We start from the raw sequence: 17792 nt of genomic DNA, 5'->3' as shown, positions 1-17792 counted from the left end.
ACCTCTCGCCAGAAGTGAGCTTAGGCTCACCTAACCTGGTGGTATGACCCGTTCCCTGCGCGTCGCCGTCGTCGGCGCCGGCCCCGCCGGCATCTACGCGGCCGACACCCTGACCAAGTCCGCGGCCGAGTCGGGCGCCGAGGTGGCCGTCGACCTCTTCGAGCGGATGCCCGCGCCGTACGGCTTGATCAGGTACGGCGTCGCACCGGACCACCCGCGCATCAAGGGCATCGTCACCGCCCTGCAACGCGTGCTGGACCGGCCGGGGATCAGGTTCTTCGGCAACGTCGAGTACGGCGTGGACCTCAAGCTCGACGACCTCAGGCACTTCTACGACGCGGTGATCTTCTCCACCGGCGCGGAGAAGGACCGGCCGTTGGACATCCCCGGCATCGACCTGGACGGCTCCTACGGCGCGGCCGAGTTCGTGTCCTGGTACGACGGCCACCCCGACGTGCCGCGCACCTGGCCGCTGCGGGCCCGCGAGGTCGCCGTCCTCGGCGTCGGCAACGTCGCCCTCGACGTCGCCCGCGTGCTGGCCAAGACCGCCGACGAGCTGCTGAGCACCGACATCCCGGACAATGTGCACGCGGGCCTGGCGGGGAGCCCGGTCACCGACGTGCACGTGTTCGGCCGGCGTGGCCCGGCGCAGGCCAAGTTCACCCCGCTGGAGCTGCGCGAACTCGACCACTCGCCCGACGTCGAGGTCGTCGTGCACCCCGAGGGCATCGACTTCGACGCGGCCGGCCTGGCGGCGATCCGGTCGAACAAGCAGGTCGAGATGGTGGTCAGGACGTTGCAGGACTGGGCGATCCGCGACGTCCGCTCCCGCGCCCGCCGGCTGCACCTGCACTTCCTCGAAGCGCCCGTCGAGGTGCTGGGGTCGTCCTCGGTCAGCGGCCTGCGCACCGAGCGGATGGAGCTGACCGGCGACGGCGGCGTGCGCGGCACGGGCGAGTTCACCGACTGGCCCGTGCAGGCGGTGTACCGGGCCATCGGCTACCTGTCCACGCCCCTGGTCGACCTGCCGTTCGACCACACCTCCGGCACCGTGCCGCACCAGGCGGGGCGGGTGCTCGACCTGGACGAGCAGGCGATGACCGGCGTCTACGTCACCGGCTGGATCAAGCGCGGCCCGATCGGGCTCATCGGCCACACCAAGGGCGACGCGCTGGAGACCGTGACCAGCCTGCTTGCGGACGCGCCGCTGCTGCCGGTCGCGCCGAGCCGCGCGCCCGACGCGGTGGTCCGGTTCCTGGAGCAGCGCGCCGTGCCGTTCACCACCGTGGACGGGTGGCGCAAGCTGGACGCGCACGAGCTGGCCCTCGGCGCCGCGCGGGGCCGCGACCGGGTGAAGGTCGTGGACCGGGCGGAGATGACCGGCATCTGCCGGTCCTAGGGCCGCCGGGCGTCCGGGCTACCGGGCGGGCGGGTCACTGGGGCGTCGTCACGTTGTTGAACGGCAGCTTCGGCTCCGCCCACGGGAACACCACGAACATCAGCAGCGCCACCACGCCGGCCACCAGCACCAGCGCTTCGAGGACGCGCACGGGCAGCGGGCCGGGCAGGTGCCGCCAGATCCACCCGTACATCACTGCTCCTTCATCTCTTCGGGCACGAAGCCGGGGGCCTTCGGGTAGCTCATCGTCAGCACCGAGTGCACGATGAGCCGCTGCTTGTCGGAGAACCGCGGGTGGCAGGTGGTCAGCGTCATCAGCGCCGCCTGCTGCGCCGCGGGCACCTCGCCCTCGAAGTGCGGCACCGGGCTGATCACCTCGCCCTGGGTCGGCAGCACGACCTCCTGGCCGACCGTCTTGTCGTACGGCGCGCCCAGCGGCGAGACCTTGGCGCACTGGGGTTGGGACTGCCGCCCCGCCCAGCCCGCCACCTCGCCGGACTTCGGCAGCACCCGGTAGACGAACCACTGGGTCTGCGTCTCGACCACGATCGCGTCGCACGAGTTGAGCAGGTCGAGGTCGTTGAACGGCGCGCCCTTGCCGACCCGGTGGCCCGCCACGGCGAAGTTGCCCGGGTCGCCCGGCAGCGCGGTGCCCTTGTAGTGGCCGGGGCCGATCTCCAGGTCCTTGTCGGTGGTGCCCTCGACGATGGAGAACTTGTAGTCCGGGCCGAACACCGGGATGTACATCTTGGCGAACGCCTGGCCGTCCAGCAGGTCGTACTGGACCTCGCGCTGCTCGTCGGCCTCGACGGTGTTCGAGTTCCACTGGTCGTCCAGCGCCTGGGTGGCGTCGTCCTGCTTGCCGGCCGAGATGAGGTCGGTGACGTACACCTCGTAGACCACGAACAGCAGGATGACCAGGCCGGCCGTGATCAGCAGCTCGCCGACCGTGCGGACCGCCTTGCGCGCCGTGCTGTCGGGCGGCGGCGCGGGCTGGTCGTCCTCGTCGTAGTGGTCGTCCTCGTCCGCGTAGTACTCGTCTTCGTAGTCCTCGTACTCGTCGTCGTAGTCGTCCACGGGTGCGATGACCTCGGTGGGCGGGTCGACCGGGCGGGGACGGCGCGGCGGCGCGGGCGGGCGTCCCCCCGGAGGCGGCGGGAGGCTGCCGGAGAACGCGTTGGTGTAGCGGGTGGCGTCGGCTTCCGGCGGCGCGGGCCGGGGGCGCTGCGCGCCGGGCGGCGGCGCGGCGCCGCCGAGGCGGGCGGCCACGACGGAGGGCGCGGGCCGGATCGACGGGTCGTCGACGGGACGACGGCCGGCGGCGGGCGGGGGCCGGGTGGCACGGGCGGCGCGTCGTCACGCCGGGCGCGGCGGCCGGGTGACGGACCGACTCGGACCGGTTCGACGTACGAGGTCTCCTCGGCGTGCGTCGGCACGGGCGGCACGGGCGGCGGGAGGTCGTCGCGGCGGGCACGGCGGCCGGCGGGAGGTTCGGCGGCGGCCGGTTCGACGCGCGGCCCCATCTCGTCGCGGCGCGCACGGCGACCGGCGGCCGGCGGCTCGACCGGCGGCGCGGCGTACGGCGGCGCGGCCTGGGGCCCGGCGTGCGGCGGGACGTCGTCACGGCGGGCCCGGCGGACCACCGGCGGCTCGGTGTAGGGGGGTTCCACCGGCGGGGCGACGTCGTCCCGGAGCGCACGGCGCGCGACCGGGGGCTCGACCGGCGGCGGCTCGACCGGTGGCGCGACGTCGTCACGGCGCGCGCGACGCGCGACGGGCGGCTCGACCCGGGGCTCGGCGGGCGGCGGGACCTCGTCCCGGCGCGCCCGGCGGCCGGTGGGCGGTGGTTCGACGGGCGGCGGGACCTCGTCCCGGCGGGCCCGACGGCCGGTCGGCGGCGGCTCGGACCCGTAGGGCTCGGCCGCGTACGGCTCGCCGGGGTACGGCTCGGCCGGGCGGGGCCCGGGCCGGTACGGCTCGGCGTGCGGCGGCTCGACCGGCGGCGGGACGTCGTCGCGACGCGCCCGACGACCGGTCGGCGGTGGCTCTGCGCGGGGCGGGTAGGACTCCCCCGGACGGCTGAAACCCGCGGCCGGGGTCGCCGGCCGGTCGGGGTCGCCGGCATGGCCCGCGGGGCGGTCGAACCCGCCCGGTGGCGTCGGCGGGCGGTCGGCGCCGCCGGGCGGCGTGCCGAGCCGGTCGGGGCCCGCGGGGCGGTCGAAACCCCCCGGCGGGGTCGGTGGCCTGCTGAAACCGCCTGCCGGCGTGGGCGGTCGGTGGCCGGTGAGCGGCGGTTCGCCGGTGACCTGGGGCGGTTGTGGCCTGGGTCGTGGCGGTCGGCCCGGCGGGCCGCCTTGCGGCGGGGGCGGGTCGTAGCTCACCGGAAAACCTCCCAAGCCGAACGTTCCAGGACTACACGGTGCTTCAGGGACCTGCTCGGTTACGTTAACGTGTTCATCCAGCAGTGGACGTGAACTCGCGGCCACTGGAGGCCTATCCACCCGTCAGGCGAGGACAGCATGCCCAAGTCCAAGGTCCGCAAGAAGGCCGTCTACACGGCGCCTGCCGATCGCCGCACCCCGGTCAAGGTCAAGGCAGCGGGGCCGTCGCACCCCGTCTACGTCGCCGTGATGCTCGGCATGATGCTGTTGGGGCTGGCGTGGCTGGTGGTCAACTACATCGCGGGCGAGAAGGTCCCGGTGATGATGGACCTCGGGTCCTGGAACTTCGGCATCGGATTCGCCCTGATGATCGTCGGCTTGCTGATGACCATGAAATGGCGCTGACCACGCGCTACGCCAAGTGGCCGACGGCCCGGACGTGCTCCACGTCCGGGCCGTTCCGCGTCACCCGGTAGTTCACCGGGTTCACCGGGCGGTCACCGAAGCACACGGCTGTAAGTCATCCCCAATGGGGACAACTCCTGTGGACAACTTTGCGCCAATTTGCACAAGCCCCGGTCGGAGGCCCTAGTTGTCCACAAGTGCGGCAGACTCGAAAGCGTGAACCCACCGCGCACCTGGTCGCCCCAGCCCGGCCTCGTCGGTCTCGCCTGGGGGCTGGCCGCCGTGTTCCTGCTGGTCACGATCCTCAGTTCGGACCCGGTGAGCCGGGCCTTCCTGGGCCTCGCCACGCTCGTCCAGCTCGCGCTGGGCGCTTACGGCACCTTCGTGCGCCCCAGGCTGCTGGTGGACGACTCAGGGCTCACCGTGCGCACCCTCAACGGCGCGCGGCAGCTGCCGTGGCACGAGGTGAAGGTGCGCCTGGCCCGCACCCGCAGGCTGGGCCGCGAGACGGCCACGCTGGAGCTGGACTGGCACCGCGGCGAGGACGAGCAGCTGTTCGTCTTCACCCCGCTGGACCTCGGCACGGACCCGCGAGACGTGGTGGACGTCCTGCACGCCCTGCGCCCGTGACGAGCCGCCGGAGGCCGACCGCCAGGCCCTGAACGGCCCTGCCCCGGACGTCCACCGGCGTAGAGCACCGAAGGACCGGGCGCGCGGGCCCGAAGCAACGGGCCGCCGAGGCCGGCGCGGTGGTCCGGGCGGCCGTCGGCCACGTGCCGACGCCGCCCGGGACGGCCGACCGCGCGGTCAGACCAGCTGACCCGTCCGCACGACCGCCAGCACCACCAGCAGCACGACCGCGCCGATCACGGCCGCCAGCTGCCAGTTGTTCCGCTTCGCGGCCGGCGCGTAGACCAGGCCGGCCGTCAGCGCCGCGCCGACCACCAGCCCGCCGATGTGCCCGAGCAGCGAGATACCCGGCAGGGTGAAGCTGAGCACGACGTTCAAGCCGATCACGCCCAGCGCCGGGCCGGGGTTGAGCTTGAGCCGCAGCACCGCCACCAGCATCGCGCCCATCAGGCCGTAGACCGCGCCCGAAGCGCCGGCCACCACGGTGTCGATCCCGCCGAACAGGTACACCGCGAGACCGCCGCCGAGCAGCGACACCCCGTACACCGCGGAGAACCGCAGCTTGCCGAACACGGGTTCCAGGTCACGGCCGAGCACGTACAGCGCGATCATGTTCAGCGCCAGGTGCAGGGGCCCGAAGTGCAGGAACCCCGACGTCACCAGCCGCCACCACTCGCCGTCCAGGGCGACCGACGGCGTGTACATCACGAGGTCGAGGAACAGCGCCGACCGCTGGTTGGTCGACACGCTGCCCGCCTGGACCGCGGTGATCGCGAACATCAGCACGTTCACCGCGATCAGCACCGGTGTGACCACCATGCGCTGGGAGAACTCCGCGCCCACAAACGTGCGCGGCCGGCGCACCGCGGCCCGGCCCTCGTTCACGCAGTCGACGCACTGGTAGCCGACGGACGCCTCGCGCAGGCACTCCGGGCACGCCGGCCGGTCGCAGCGGACGCACCGCAGCCCGGTGGCCCGATCCGGGTGGCGCACGCAGACCGGCAGGTCCGCTCGCGCCCCGATCGGCTCACCGGGCGGCGGGGAGATCGGCGAGTCGGCCACTCAGGCCCGCTCCACCGAGACCTTCTGGATCACCACGTCGGTGACCGGGCGGTCGCCGGCGCCGGTGGGTGCGGCGCCGATCGCGTCCACCACGTTGCGCGACTCCTGGTCGGCGACCTCGCCGAAGATCGTGTGCTTGAAGTTCAGCCAGGTGGTCGGCGCGACCGTGATGAAGAACTGCGAGCCGTTGCTGTTGGGTCCGGCGTTGGCCATCGCCAGCAGGTAGGGCTTGTTGAACTGCAGCTCCGGGTGGAACTCGTCGGCGAACTTGTAGCCCGGGCCGCCGCGCCCGGTGCCGGTGGGGTCACCGCCCTGGAGCATGAAGCCCGGGATCACCCGGTGGAAGATCGCGCCGTCGTAGAACGGACCGGTCGGCTCGCCCTTCGCGTTGGCCTCGGAGTAGCTCTTCGTGCCCTCGGCGAGGCCGACGAAGTTGGCCACCGTCTTGGGTGCGTGGTCGGGGAAGAGGTTGATGCGGATGTCGCCCTGCGAGGTGTGCAGGGTCGCCGTCACCTTGGTCCCGACGAACGATTCGTTGCTGTCTGCCACGCCTCCCATCGTGCCATCACCGCGCGGGGTGGTTGGGGAAGGGGCACGATGGGTATTGCCTGGAACGTGACTGACCGACAGCTTCTGGAGCGCGATATGGATGAGGTAGACGCCATGACCCGGGCCGGGGAGTCGGTCGGCAAGGCGGTGCGCGCTGCTCGCATCGGTGCCGTCCGCGCTGGTCACGCCGGTGCGGACGCCGCCGTTCAGCTCGCGGGACGCGCGGAGGGCAAGCTCGCCGAGCGTGGCGTGACCAGGGACTACGTCCGGGGCATCGTCGCCGACAAGGCGGGCGCGCTGGTGGAGAAGGCCGAGGAGTACGAGAAGTCCACCAGGCGTGGTCGCAAGGAGCTCGCGAAGAGGGCCAAGGGCGTCCGCAAGGACGTGCTGAAGGCCGCCGAGCGGGCTCGCAAGGAGGCCAAGGTGCGCGCGAAGCAGGCGCGCAAGGAGATGGCCGCGGCCCGGCAGCCCAAGCGGAGCCGCTGGCCGTGGGTGCTCGGCGTGTTCGCCGCCGCCGCGGTGGCGGGGTACATCGCGCTGACCAAGCGGCCGCAGGAGGTGCACTTGGAGGAGGAGGACGTGGAGATCACGTCGGAGTCCACCAAGACCGGCACCCCCGAGTCCGTCCGCCCGCACGCGGCCCGCAACGGCCAGGTCTCCGACCAGCACAGCCGCAGCTGACCGGAAGAGGTGCTTCGCGCCCGCCCCGCCAGGGGACGGGCGCGAAGTCGTGCGCGCTCACAGCCCGAGGTTGCCGACCACCGTCTCGGCGATCCGACGGGTCTTGATCGTCTGCTTCTGGTTGCTGGTCACGACCACCGCGCTGCCGCCCTTGGCCACGGCGTACACCGCGCCCGTCTCCGTGGTCAGCGAGCCGCCGCTCCACCCGGCAGGCACGGTCGCCGGGCTCGAGTCGGCCACCGGCGCGGCCCGGTCGACCACCGCCTTCGCGGTCGCCGGCTCGCCCTGGAACACCCAGACGGACAGCTGCACGTCCGAGGCGTTGGCGTAGAAGAAGCAGGCGGGGTCGGGCTGGTCTGCGGACAGCCGAACCTTCCGCACCAGCTGCCCGTTCGCCTCCTGCACCACCGAGGACGCCAGGTACGGGCACTGGCCGTCGGTGGCGGGCTCCGGCACGGGCGGCGGCCCGGCGGGCGTGGTCGTCGTCGTCTTCGCCACTGCGCTGGTGGTGGTCCCGGCGGTGGGCGCCGACGTGGGTTCGGCGGCGGCGCAGGCGGTCAGCGCGCCGAGGACCAGCAGGGAGGGCAGGGCGGTGAGCAGCACACGGTTCATAGGGCCGCCAGTCAATCAGATGACAGACAGCGAATCGACACGGTGACCACCTAGGCACCCACCGTAATCCACATTACGGTTGTCCTCACCCTGCCGGCCGCCCCTGCAATGTGAGGACTGAGTCAAGATGAACATCTTTGACCGCGGTCGAGACCATGCCATCGCTGTGTTCCGGATTGTCATCGGCGTGTTGTTCGTCTGCCACGGCGCGCAGAAGCTGTTCGGCGTGCTGGGCTCCAAGGGTGCCGTGTCGATCACCGACTGGCCAGCCGGCCCGGCCGGTCTGATCGAGTTCGTCGGTGGTGTGCTGATCATCATCGGCCTCGGCACCCGGATCGCCGCGCTGATCTCCTCCGGTGCGATGGCCTACGCGTACTTCGTGGTCCACCAGCCCGCCGGGCTGCTGCCCATCCAGAACAAGGGTGAGCTGGCCGCGGTGTACGCGTGGGTGTTCCTGCTGTTGGCGTTCACCGGTCCCGGCGCTTGGGCCGTGGACAGGGTGCTCGCCGCACGCAAGCACGAACAAGCGCTCGTCAACGCATAGCAGTGGGCAAGACGAGGGCCCGCACCCAGCGGCATTGGGTGCGGGCCCTCACTTGTCGCCGTACCGCGAAAGCCACCGCCGGAGCACCCATCGGATGACCTGCCTCACGAACGGGACGCTCCGGCCGTCGCGCACCCAGTAAAACACGAAAAGCGAAACTCTTGCGCCTCCACGCCGAAATCCGACAATACGGACTTCTCCGGTTCGGGAGTCGACACCGCGGACCGGGAGGGGGGCGTTTCCCCCTCAACGAGAAACGAGGTGTGCCGACGTCTGTCGGCACACCTCGTTCTGAAGCGGATGGAGACGAGGGGAATCGAACCCCTAACCCCCGCCTTGCAAAGGCGGTGCTCTGCCAATTGAGCTACGTCCCCTCGCGGGGCGGCAGACCCACCGCCCTCGCGGGTCAGTCGGTCGGGGCGGTGGCCTCGCGCCACAGGTCCGCGTCGGCCTTGGCCGAGCGGTTGCGCTTGACGAAGAACAGAACCGCACCAGCGACTGCGACAAGTGCGATGATCTTCTTCACGGCGATTCCCCTCTGCAACACCTGTGAACTTCCGGTGGGCCTAGGAGGACTCGAACCTCCGACCTCTTCGTTATCAGCGAAGCGCTCTAACCGTCTGAGCTATAGGCCCTCGGGGCAACGACGGCAAGACTACAGCACCTCCCGTCGCCGCCCCAAATCGGCTGGTCGTGGATCACTCGCGCTCGGACAAGGTCACTTCCAGGCCCCCGGCAAGATCGGCCGAGACGTTGTAGACGAACGACCCGACGGTCGCCAGGGCGGTGAAGAGCACGATGTTCACCGCGCCCACGATCGCCGCCACGCCGAACACGCGACCGGCGCTGATCAGCGGGTCGCTGCCGGTCTCGTTGCCCTGCAGCAGGTCGCTGGCGGTGTTGTTGATCTTGTCCCACACGCCCATGCCATTGAGCACGCCGTACAGCACGCCGACCGCCACGAGCCACACGAAGAACAGCGCCACGCTCAGCACCAGGGCGAGCTTGAGCACCGACCACGGGTCGACCCGCTTCACCTGCAGGCTCGCCCGGCGCGGTCCGCGCCCGGGACGCCGGGCCGACGGCGCGGAGGCCGCCGGCCGGCCGTTCGCCGCGCCCAGGTTCACCTGCGTGCGGGCCGCGCCCGACGGGGTCACGCCCGGCACCACGGGACGGGCCACCGCCACCGTGTCCGGGTCGCTGGCCGGGTACGCGGGCTGCGACCCCTCGGCCGGTTCCGGCGGGGACATCAGGTCCGCCGGTCCGACCTGCTGCGCCTCGCCGTACTGGGTGTCGCTGGTCACCCGCTGCCACGGCGGCGGCGCGGCGTGGTGGCTGTCGCTGTCGGCGGCCGGCCGCTCGACCTTCTCGGTCTTGCCGTCGGCCGGCGCCGCCTCGGCCGCGGGCGTCTCGGGCTGCTCGGACGCCCCCGAGGCGTCGACCGCCGGCTTCTCGGCGCCGGTGGGCTCATCGCCGGCCGTCGGTGTCGGCTCGGCGCCGGGCCGGGTGATCACCGCGGTCTTGTCCTCTGGCTTCTCGGGTGGAGTCACGAGCAGTCCTCAACCTCTCGTTCGCGCTAGTTGGCGGGTTCGGCCTGGTCCCCGTCGGCGGAGTCGACAGTCCGATCACCGTCGGCGGAGTCGACGATCCGATCACCGTCGGCGGGGTCGACGACCGAACCCGCCTCGGCGGAGTCGTCCTGACCCACCTCGGCGGAGTCCGCGATCGGGACACCGTCGACGGGGTCGACCACGACACCGCCGTCACCACTGGTGACGTCCGCGGGCTCGTCGGCGTTGCGCGCCACCGCGATCAGGGTGGTCCCTTCACCGAGGTTCATCAACCGGACGCCCTTCGTCTGCCGCCCTGCCTTGCGCACCTCCTTGGCGCTGGTCCTGATGACCCCGCCCGAGGAGGTGATCGCGTACAGCTCGTCGTCGACGTCGACGATGAGCGCGCCGACCAGCCTGCCACGCCTGCGGTCGTGCTGGATGGTGAGCACACCCTTGCCACCACGACCTTGGACGGGGTAGTCCTCGATCGGCGTGCGCTTGGCGTACCCACCGTCAGTGGCCACCAAAACAAACAGACCCTCTTGGACGACGCCCACCGACAGCAGCTCGTCGCCGGTGTTGAAGCGCATGCCCAGCACACCCGAGGTCGCGCGCCCCATCGGGCGCAGCGCCTCGTCGCTGGCGTGGAACCGGATGGACTGGCCGTCGGCCGAGATCAGCTGGAGGTCGTCCTCCGCCGAGCACAGCACCGCGCCGACCAGCTCGTCGTCGTCGCGCAGGTTGATGCCGATCAGGCCGCCGGACCGGTTGGAGTCGAAGTCGGACAGCTTCGACTTCTTGACCAGGCCCTTCTTCGTGGCGAGCACCAGGTACGGCGCGACCTCGTAGTTCTTGATCTGGATGACCTGGGCGATCTCCTCCTCCGGCTGGAACGCCAGGAGGTTCGCCACGTGCTGGCCGCGCGCGTTGCGGTTGGCCTCGGGCAGCTCGTACGCCTTGGCCCGGTACACGCGGCCCTTGTTCGTGAAGAACAGGATCCAGTCGTGCGTGGAGCACACGAAGAAGTGCTGCACGATGTCGTCCTGCTTGAGCTGGGCGCCCTGCACGCCCTTGCCGCCGCGCTTCTGCGAGCGGTACAGGTCGGTCTTCGTGCGCTTCGCGTAACCCGTCCGGGTGATCGTGACGACGACGTCCTCGACCGCGATCAGGTCTTCCATCGACACGTCGCCGTCGAACGGCACGATCTTGGTGCGCCGGTCGTCGCCGTGCTTGTCGACGATCGCCAGCAGCTCCTCGCGCACGATCGCGCGCTGCCGCTCCGGCTTGGCCAGGATGTCCTTGTAGTCGGCGATCTCCAGCTCGATCTCGGCCAGCTGGTCGACGATCTTCTGCCGCTCCAGGGCGGCCAGCCGGCGCAGCTGCATCTCCAGGATCGCGTTGGCCTGGATCTCGTCGACGTCGAGCAGCTCCATCAGGCCGGTGCGCGCCACGTCGGGCGTGTCCGACCGGCGGATCAGCGCGATCACCTCGTCGAGCTGGTCGAGCGCCTTGACCAGGCCGCGCAGCACGTGGGCGCGTTCCTCGGCCTTGCGCAGCCGGAAGCGCGTGCGCCGGGCGATGACCTCGATCTGGTGCTTCACGTAGTGCCGGATCATCTGGTCCAGGCGCAACGTGCGCGGCACGCCGTCGACCAGCGACAGCATGTTCACGCCGAACGAGTACTGCAGCTGGGTGTGCTTGTAGAGGTTGTTCAGCACGACCTTGGCCACCGCGTCGCGCTTGAGCGTGACCACGATGCGCATGCCCGAGCGGCGGTTGGACTCGTCGGCGATGTTCGCGATGCCGGTGAGCTTCTGGTCGCGGACCAGGGTGGCGATGTTCTCCACCAGGTTGTCCGGGTTCACCTGGTAGGGCAGCTCGGTGACGACCAGGATGGTCCGACCCTTGGCGTCCTCGTCGATCTCCACGACCGCGCGCATCTTCACCGAGCCGCGCCCGGTGCGGTAGGCGTCCTCGATGCCCGCCGTGCCCAGGATCTGGCCGTGGGTCGGGAAGTCGGGGCCCTTGATGCGCTGGATCATCGCTTCGAGGGTCTCTTCGTCGGAGGCGTCCCAGTTGTCCAACGCCCACACGACGCCGTCCGCGACCTCGCGCAGGTTGTGCGGCGGGATGTTGGTCGCCATGCCGACCGCGATGCCGGAGCTGCCGTTGATCAGCAGGTTCGGCACGCGCGACGGCAGCACCGTCGGCTCCTGGATGCGACCGTCGTAGTTGTCGCGGAAGTCGACCGTGTCTTCCTCGATGTCGGCCAGCATCTGCATGGCCAGCGGCGTGAGCCGGCACTCCGTGTTGTGGCTGACGAAGCCGTCCGTGATGAACGCGTGGTCGTCGGTGTCGACCCGCAGGCTGAACACCGGCCGCACGCCCGCATCGGTGACCGACTCGACGGACGCGTAGTAGAACCGGCCGTCGACCAGCGGCTCCACCACGTCGAGCACTTCGCGGTTCGTGATCCGCGCGGCGATCTCCTCGTAGTCCCGCTCCCACCGCTCGACGCGGTCCACGTTGTGCCTGCGCAGCCAGTCGCGCTCGGTCCAGCGGGTCGCGCCGTGGGCACGGATGTAGTCGCCGACGAACGGCACGTGATCGCTGCTCATCGCCCGGCTCTCGAGCGGGACGGCATCCAGGATCGCGTTCAGCTTGTCCTGCTTCGCGCCGAGGAAGCCCACGTTGCGGGCGAACAGGCGCGCGTCACGCCGGTTGGTGATGACGACCTTGATCTCGCCGTCCTCGTAGTCCACCAGCGTGCTGACAACGCCGAACTCCAGCAGCAGCTGCTGCACCTCACGGGCCAGCTGCACGCTGCGCGTGGAGTAGCTGACCTGCACGGAGTTGCGCGGCAGCGCCGAGGCCGAGCCGTCACCGGTGAACAGCGACGACAGGAACGCCCGTTTGATCACCTCGCCGGCCGACCAGACGAACTCGGGCACGTGCTCGACGGCGCTGCGCAGGCCCACCATCTTGCCGAGCACGCTCTCGCGGAGCTGGGTCAGGTCCTGCACGTCGAGCTCGTGCAGGACGGATCCGGACTTGATGGTGCGCGAGTACACGTAGCGCGGACCGCCGACGGCGTCGTCGTACGCCTCGACCACGCGCTGGAAGTACTCGGCGTCGACGTTGTTGAACCCGGCGCGGTTCTCGGACACGAAGCCCTCGCTGACGAAGGCGCCGGCGAGGATCGCGGCCGAGTAGTGCCCGATCTCCGGCAGGACGCCGTCGTCCTGCGGTGTGCGCTGCACGACCACGCGGTCGCCGGGCTGGATCTCCTCCAGCAGCTTCCACAGGAGGGTCGGCACGCCGAGCACGTTCACCAGGCACAGGACCGGGTGGTTGTGCGTGCCGGTCAGCTCGTAGCCGTTCTTGGTGCGCAGCTTCAGCGTGGGGTGCTCACCGGAGTGGAACAGCATGTCGGCGCGCACCGGGTTGCCGTTGCGGTCGAGCACCTTGAGGTCGATCGGGTTGTCGCTGTTCGGCTTGGCGTCCGGCACGATGTCGCCGATGCGCGGCGTCGAGCCGTTTGCCAACCGAATGCGACTGTCCGGTGACACGCAGTACCTCATGGCGGCCGCCGGGTCGTTGCCCGGGGAGCCGAAGTTGCCCTGGCCGTCGATCAGCGGGTAGCGCTGCGACCACGGCTGGGCGAGGCGGACGAGCGCGTCGTAGATGGCCGAGTCGCCGTGCGGGTGGTAGTTGCCCATCACGTCGCCGACCACGCGGGCGCACTTGTTGTAGCTGCGGTCCGGGCGGAAGCCCGAGTCGAACATCGAGTACAGCACGCGGACGTGCACGGGCTTCAGGCCGTCGCGCACGTCGGGCAGGGCTCGTCCGACGATCACGCTCATCGCGTAGTCGATGTACGAGTTCTGCATCTCCTGCTGGATGTCGCGCGGCTCGGTGCGGTCTCCACCACCGGCCGGGGGCAGCGTCGTCTCGCTCACAGTTCTACTTCCTTAAAGGGCACGCCTGCGGGTTCGGGAACGACAAAGGTCAGACGTCGAGGAATCGGACGCCCTTGGCGTTGCGGGTGATGAACGCGCGGCGGGCCTCCACGTCCTCCCCCATCAGCACGCTGAACAGCTCGTCGGCCGTCGCGGCGTCGTCCATGGTCACCTGCGTCAGCACCCGGTTGGCCGGGTCCATGGTCGTCTCCCACAGCTCGGAGGAGTTCATCTCGCCGAGGCCCTTGTAGCGCTGGATGTTGTCGTCCTTGCCGATCTTCTTGCCCGCGGCGAGGCCGGCCTGGATGATGCCGTCCCGCTCGCGGTCGGAGTAGGCGTACTCCGGCTCGGCGCGCTGCCACTTGATCTTGTAGAGCGGCGGGTTCGCCAGGTACACGTGACCGTGCTCGATCAGCGGCCGCATGAAGCGGAACAGCAGGGTCAGCAGCAGCGTCCGGATGTGCTGGCCGTCCACGTCGGCGTCGGCCATCAGCACGATCTTGTGGTAGCGCAGCTTGGAGAGGTCGAAGTCCTCGTGGATGCCCGTGCCGAACGCGGTGATCAGCGACTGGACCTCGTTGTTCTTCAGCACGCGGTCGATGCGCGCCTTCTCCACGTTGATGATCTTGCCGCGGATCGGCAGGATCGCCTGGAACATGGAGTCGCGGCCCTCCTTGGCCGAGCCGCCCGCCGAGTCGCCCTCCACGACGTAGATCTCGCAGTCCTCGGGGTTGGTGGAGCGGCAGTCCTTGAGCTTGCCGGGCAGGCCGCCGATGTCGAGGGCGCCCTTGCGGCGGACGAGCTCGCGCGCCTTGCGGGCGGCGATGCGGGCCTGCGCCGACGACACCGCCTTGGTGACGATGGTCCGCGTCTCGTTCGGGTGGCGCTCGAACCAGTCGGCCAGGTGCTCGTTGGTCGACTTCTGCACGAACGACTTGGCCTCGCTGTTGCCCAGCTTGGTCTTCGTCTGGCCCTCGAACTGCGGTTCCTTCAGCTTGACCGAGACGATCGCGGCCAAGCCCTCGCGGATGTCGTCGCCGGTGAGGTTGGAGTCCTTCTCCTTGAGCAGCTTCTTCTCGCGCGCGTACTCGTTGACCACGCGGGTCAGCGCGGCGCGGAAGCCTTCCTCGTGCGTGCCGCCCTCGTGGGTGTTGATCGTGTTGGCGAACGTGTACACCGACGGCGTGTACCCGGTGTTCCACTGCATCGCCACCTCGACCTCGAGGTCCTCGCCCTTGGCCTCGAAGGAGACGACCTTCTGGTGCACGGCCTCGCGGGTGTGGTTGATGTGGCGGACGAAGTCCTCCAGGCCGCCGGGGTAGTGGAACGTGCGCTCGCGCACGGCCGCGACGTGACCCTCGGCGTCGGCCTCCTCGTCACCCGCCTGGACGCGCTCGTCGCGCAGGATGATCGTCAGGCCCTTGTTGAGGAACGCCATCTCCTGCAGGCGGCGGGAGATCGTCTCGATGTTGTAGTCGGTGGTCTCGAAGATCGTCGGGTCGGCCCAGAACGTGATGGCCGTGCCGGTCTCGTCGGTCGGCTCGCCCTTGGTCAGGTCGTGGGCCGGCTTGGTGTTCTCGAACCGCTGGTTCCACGTGAAACCCTCGGTCTTGACCTCGACGTCGACGGCGGTCGACAGCGCGTTCACCACCGAGATGCCGACGCCGTGCAGACCGCCGGACACCGCGTAGGAGTCGCTGTCGAACTTGCCGCCCGCGTGCAGCTTGGTCAGCACCACTTCCAGCGTGGGCCGCTTCTCGACCGGGTGCATGCCGACCGGGATGCCGCGGCCGTCGTCGATGACGCGGACGCCCCCGTTGGCCAGCAGCGTCACGTCCACCACCGTCGCGTAGCCGGCCATGGCCTCGTCGACCGAGTTGTCCACGACCTCCTGGATCAGGTGGTGCAGACCGCGCTCGCCGGTGGAACCGATGTACATGCCTGGCCGCTTGCGGACCGCTTCCAGACCTTCCAGGACGGTGATCGAGGACGCGTTGTACTCATTCTTCTTGGCTGCCACGGGCCTGGTGTCTCCTCGGACTTCACGCGACTGGGACCGTCGCCGGGCGACGCTGGGTTGCGCTACCCCACGATTCTACCGGGGCAGACCGACAGAAACCCACTTAGGACACCCCTGGTTCGCTCACAGGCGGCCCGAAGTGAACGCCGACGTGGCCGGACCGCTGCTCACGGGGTCAAAATCGACTGGTGAGCGCTCACCGCGCCACAGGATCGCCGCTGCGGCCCTGACGCCCATCACCCGTAGGTGTCACGTGGTCCACGGCCCGGAGCGTGCCTGGGGCCGTAGCGCCAACTGGGCGCCGCCGGACCCTGCACCTTCAGCTGCTTCACCACGCCGTGCCCGACACCCGCCGCGATCCGCTTGAGCAGGTCGCGCTGGAGCAGCCGCAGCTGCGTGGCCCACGCCGTGGAGTCGGCCTGGACGGTCAACTCGCCGTCACTGAGCGCTACCGGCTTCGCGTGCTCGGCCACGTCCTCGCCGACCAGCTTCGGCCACCGGGCGAACACCTGGCCACCCGCCAGCCGCTCGACCCAGCCGCGGTCGGCGGCCATCCTCGACGCGAGCCTGCCGAGCGGCTGCGGGTCGCGGTCGTCGGGGCCGGGACCGGACCAGCGGCGACGCCGACGACGGCCGGTCGCGCCCGTCGCACCCTTGCGGACACCCCGCACGCCGCGCTCCTTGGCGGAGGCGCGGGCGGCCTCCAGAGCGGCTCGGGCGAGGTCCGAACCCCGCAGACCACCCTCTTGGGGAGCCCCGGCTGTGGATATGTCCGGTTCCCGAGGGGAGTTATCCACACCATCCACAGGGTTGTCCCCAGCTGTGCGTCGGGTCACACCCATTCGGGGCATCTCCTCAGACACGGTGCACCTCCCCGTGGCGAACGTCGAACCGCAGCCCGTCCAGCTCCTCGGGCACGTCCTCCGCGACCGCCGCCGTGATGAAGACCTGCTCCGCGCCGGCGGCCACCTTCGCCAACTGGCGACGCCTGCCGCGGTCCAGTTCGGCGAACACATCGTCCAGCACGAGGACCGGTTCGGCCCCCTCGACACGCAGCAGCTCGTACCCGCCGAGCCGCAGGGCCAACGCGAAGGACCATGACTCTCCGTGACTGGCGTAGCCCTTCGCGGGCAGGTCGCCGAGCGCCAGGTCGAGGTCGTCGCGGTGCGGCCCGACCAGGCACACGCCCCGCTCGACCTCCTGCGCGCGCACCCGGTGCAGCTCGGCGAGCAACGCGTCCTCCAGCACGTCCCGGTCGTGCGGCTCGCCGCCGGCGGAGCCGGCCGGCCCCGGGAACGCGTCGCCGAGGCTCGACCGGTACGCGATCCGCGCGGGCCGCGACTCCGGCGCCACCTCCGCGTACGCCGCGGCCACGTGCGGTGCGATGTCCGCGACCAGGTCCAGCCGCGCGGCCAGCAGCTCCGCGCCGTGCCGGGCCAGGTGCCCGTCCCACACGTCGAGCGTGCTGATGTCGGCGTTGCGCGCGGCGCGCACGCTCTTGAGCAACGCGCCCCGCTGCTTGAGCACGCGTTCGTAGTCGCTGCGCACCCCGGCGTACCTCGGGGCCCGCGTCGTCAGCAGCTCGTCGAGGAACCGCCGGCGTTCACCGGGGTCGCCGCGCACCAGCGCCAGGTCCTCCGGCGCGAACAGCACCGTGCGCAGGATGCCGAGCACGTCGCGCGGGCGAGGGACCGGGCCGCGGTTGATCCGCGCCCGGTTCGCCTTGCCCGGCGTGATCTCCAGCTCGACCAGCAGCTCGCGCCCCTCGTTGACCACGGCCGTGCGGACCACCGCGCGCGAGGCGCCGTGCCGGATCAGCGGCGCGTCCGTGGCCACCCGGTGCGACCCGAGGGTGGCCACGTACCCCAGCGCCTCGACCAGGTTCGTCTTGCCCTGGCCGTTGCGCCCCACCAGCACGCTCACGCCCGGCTCGAACGCCAGGTCCGCGTGCTCCCACGACCTGAAGTCCGTGACTTGCAGGTGCCGGACGTACAACT

The 17792-nt window shown here is 70.7% G+C and carries 15 protein-coding genes, 2 tRNA genes and 1 pseudogene; 5 read left to right on the top strand and 13 right to left on the bottom strand.

The genetic code is table 11. The annotated features are described in order from the left end of the window. Positions 1–43: 43 nt before the first annotated feature. Positions 44–1399, top strand: coding sequence for an FAD-dependent oxidoreductase (locus IOD16_RS36850; RefSeq protein ID WP_201438034.1), 1356 nt, complete (start codon positions 44–46; stop codon positions 1397–1399). Between the two features lie 34 nt (positions 1400–1433). Here IOD16_RS36850 and IOD16_RS36845 read toward each other — a convergent pair whose 3' ends face one another. Together IOD16_RS36845 and IOD16_RS36840 are read right to left on the bottom strand one after the other, a co-directional pair. Next, positions 1434–1592: a hypothetical protein gene (locus IOD16_RS36845; protein ID WP_170185175.1), complete on the bottom strand. Its 159-nt coding sequence runs from the start codon at positions 1590–1592 to the stop codon at positions 1434–1436. Beyond that, positions 1592–2668 (bottom strand): class E sortase, encoded by a 1077-nt coding sequence (locus tag IOD16_RS36840; protein ID WP_442978080.1) that lies wholly within the window; start codon positions 2666–2668, stop codon positions 1592–1594. The genes IOD16_RS36845 and IOD16_RS36840 overlap by 1 nt, the downstream gene beginning before the upstream one ends. Positions 2669–3918: 1250 nt before the next feature. On the opposite strand from IOD16_RS36840, the gene crgA reads away from it, so the two are divergent. Both crgA and IOD16_RS36830 read left to right on the top strand, forming a co-directional pair. Continuing rightward, a complete protein-coding gene (gene crgA, locus IOD16_RS36835) occupies positions 3919–4185 on the top strand; it encodes a cell division protein CrgA (RefSeq protein ID WP_053714567.1) in 267 nt (88 codons plus the stop codon). Between the two features lie 216 nt (positions 4186–4401). After that, positions 4402–4815, top strand: a complete 414-nt coding sequence (locus tag IOD16_RS36830; protein ID WP_123744814.1) for a PH domain-containing protein — start codon at positions 4402–4404, stop codon at positions 4813–4815. A gap of 177 nt (positions 4816–4992) precedes the next feature. Here the strand turns inward: IOD16_RS36830 and IOD16_RS36825 are convergent, their stop codons facing one another. Next, a complete protein-coding gene (locus tag IOD16_RS36825) occupies positions 4993–5877 on the bottom strand; it encodes a rhomboid family intramembrane serine protease (RefSeq protein ID WP_201438033.1) in 885 nt (294 codons plus the stop codon). Continuing rightward, on the bottom strand, positions 5878–6426 hold the full coding sequence (locus IOD16_RS36820) for a peptidylprolyl isomerase (protein WP_123744816.1): 549 nt from the start codon (positions 6424–6426) through the stop codon (positions 5878–5880). Between the two features lie 96 nt (positions 6427–6522). On the opposite strand from IOD16_RS36820, the gene IOD16_RS36815 reads away from it, so the two are divergent. Continuing rightward, entirely contained in the window at positions 6523–7107 is a 585-nt protein-coding gene (locus IOD16_RS36815; RefSeq protein ID WP_201438032.1) for a hypothetical protein, read from the top strand. A gap of 57 nt (positions 7108–7164) precedes the next feature. Here IOD16_RS36815 and IOD16_RS36810 read toward each other — a convergent pair whose 3' ends face one another. Then, positions 7165–7719 carry a DUF2020 domain-containing protein gene (locus tag IOD16_RS36810; RefSeq protein WP_201438031.1) on the bottom strand — a complete coding sequence of 185 codons (555 nt, stop codon included), beginning with the start codon at positions 7717–7719 and terminating at the stop codon, positions 7165–7167. A 127-nt stretch (positions 7720–7846) separates the two neighbouring features. Between IOD16_RS36810 and IOD16_RS36805 the strand changes: the two genes are divergently transcribed. Next, positions 7847–8263: a DoxX family protein gene (locus IOD16_RS36805; protein ID WP_123744819.1), complete on the top strand. Its 417-nt coding sequence runs from the start codon at positions 7847–7849 to the stop codon at positions 8261–8263. A gap of 301 nt (positions 8264–8564) precedes the next feature. Here IOD16_RS36805 and IOD16_RS36800 read toward each other — a convergent pair. The 8 genes and pseudogenes from IOD16_RS36800 to recF all read right to left on the bottom strand — a co-directional run bounded on the left by IOD16_RS36800 (position 8565) and on the right by recF (position 17790). After that, positions 8565–8637: transfer RNA gene (locus tag IOD16_RS36800), tRNA-Ala, on the bottom strand. A 35-nt stretch (positions 8638–8672) separates the two neighbouring features. After that, a pseudogene (locus tag IOD16_RS40780) lies at positions 8673–8789 on the bottom strand (DLW-39 family protein); the annotation flags it as partial. Between the two features lie 35 nt (positions 8790–8824). Further along, positions 8825–8898: transfer RNA gene (locus IOD16_RS36795), tRNA-Ile, on the bottom strand. Between the two features lie 63 nt (positions 8899–8961). Continuing rightward, positions 8962–9813 (bottom strand): DUF3566 domain-containing protein, encoded by an 852-nt coding sequence (locus IOD16_RS36790; RefSeq protein ID WP_123744820.1) that lies wholly within the window; start codon positions 9811–9813, stop codon positions 8962–8964. Positions 9814–9839: 26 nt separating this feature from the next. Continuing rightward, on the bottom strand, positions 9840–13706 hold the full coding sequence (gene gyrA / locus IOD16_RS36785; RefSeq protein WP_236595271.1) for an intein-containing DNA gyrase subunit A: 3867 nt from the start codon (positions 13704–13706) through the stop codon (positions 9840–9842). A gap of 118 nt (positions 13707–13824) precedes the next feature. Next, positions 13825–15795 (bottom strand): DNA topoisomerase (ATP-hydrolyzing) subunit B, encoded by a 1971-nt coding sequence (gene gyrB, locus IOD16_RS36780; RefSeq protein ID WP_123744821.1) that lies wholly within the window; start codon positions 15793–15795, stop codon positions 13825–13827. Positions 15796–16031: 236 nt separating this feature from the next. After that, positions 16032–16532, bottom strand: a complete 501-nt coding sequence (locus IOD16_RS36775; protein WP_442978143.1) for a DciA family protein — start codon at positions 16530–16532, stop codon at positions 16032–16034. 118 nt (positions 16533–16650) lie between these two features. Continuing rightward, entirely contained in the window at positions 16651–17790 is a 1140-nt protein-coding gene (gene recF, locus IOD16_RS36770) for a DNA replication/repair protein RecF (protein WP_201438029.1), read from the bottom strand. Between the last annotated feature and the right edge of the window lie 2 nt (positions 17791–17792).

Origin of the sequence: Saccharothrix sp. 6-C (genome assembly GCF_016695385.1) — a bacterium.
GTDB classification, from domain to species: Bacteria; Actinomycetota; Actinomycetes; order Mycobacteriales; family Pseudonocardiaceae; genus Actinosynnema; species Actinosynnema texasense.
Note: the sequence above shows the minus strand (reverse complement) of the source record. Positions and strands in the feature narration are given on the sequence as shown.

Excerpts from the sequence above, each read along its gene's own strand:
- IOD16_RS36850 (WP_201438034.1), top strand. The coding sequence starts at position 44 with ATGACCCGTTCCCTGCGCGTCGCCGTCGTCGGCGCCGGCCCCGCCGGC.
- IOD16_RS36845 (WP_170185175.1), bottom strand. The coding sequence starts at position 1,592 with ATGTACGGGTGGATCTGGCGGCACCTGCCCGGCCCGCTGCCCGTGCGC.
- crgA (WP_053714567.1), top strand. The coding sequence starts at position 3,919 with ATGCCCAAGTCCAAGGTCCGCAAGAAGGCCGTCTACACGGCGCCTGCC.
- IOD16_RS36815 (WP_201438032.1), top strand. The coding sequence starts at position 6,523 with ATGGATGAGGTAGACGCCATGACCCGGGCCGGGGAGTCGGTCGGCAAG.
- IOD16_RS36810 (WP_201438031.1), bottom strand. The coding sequence starts at position 7,719 with ATGAACCGTGTGCTGCTCACCGCCCTGCCCTCCCTGCTGGTCCTCGGC.
- IOD16_RS36805 (WP_123744819.1), top strand. The coding sequence starts at position 7,847 with ATGAACATCTTTGACCGCGGTCGAGACCATGCCATCGCTGTGTTCCGG.
- gyrA (WP_236595271.1), bottom strand. The coding sequence starts at position 13,706 with ATGCAGAACTCGTACATCGACTACGCGATGAGCGTGATCGTCGGACGA.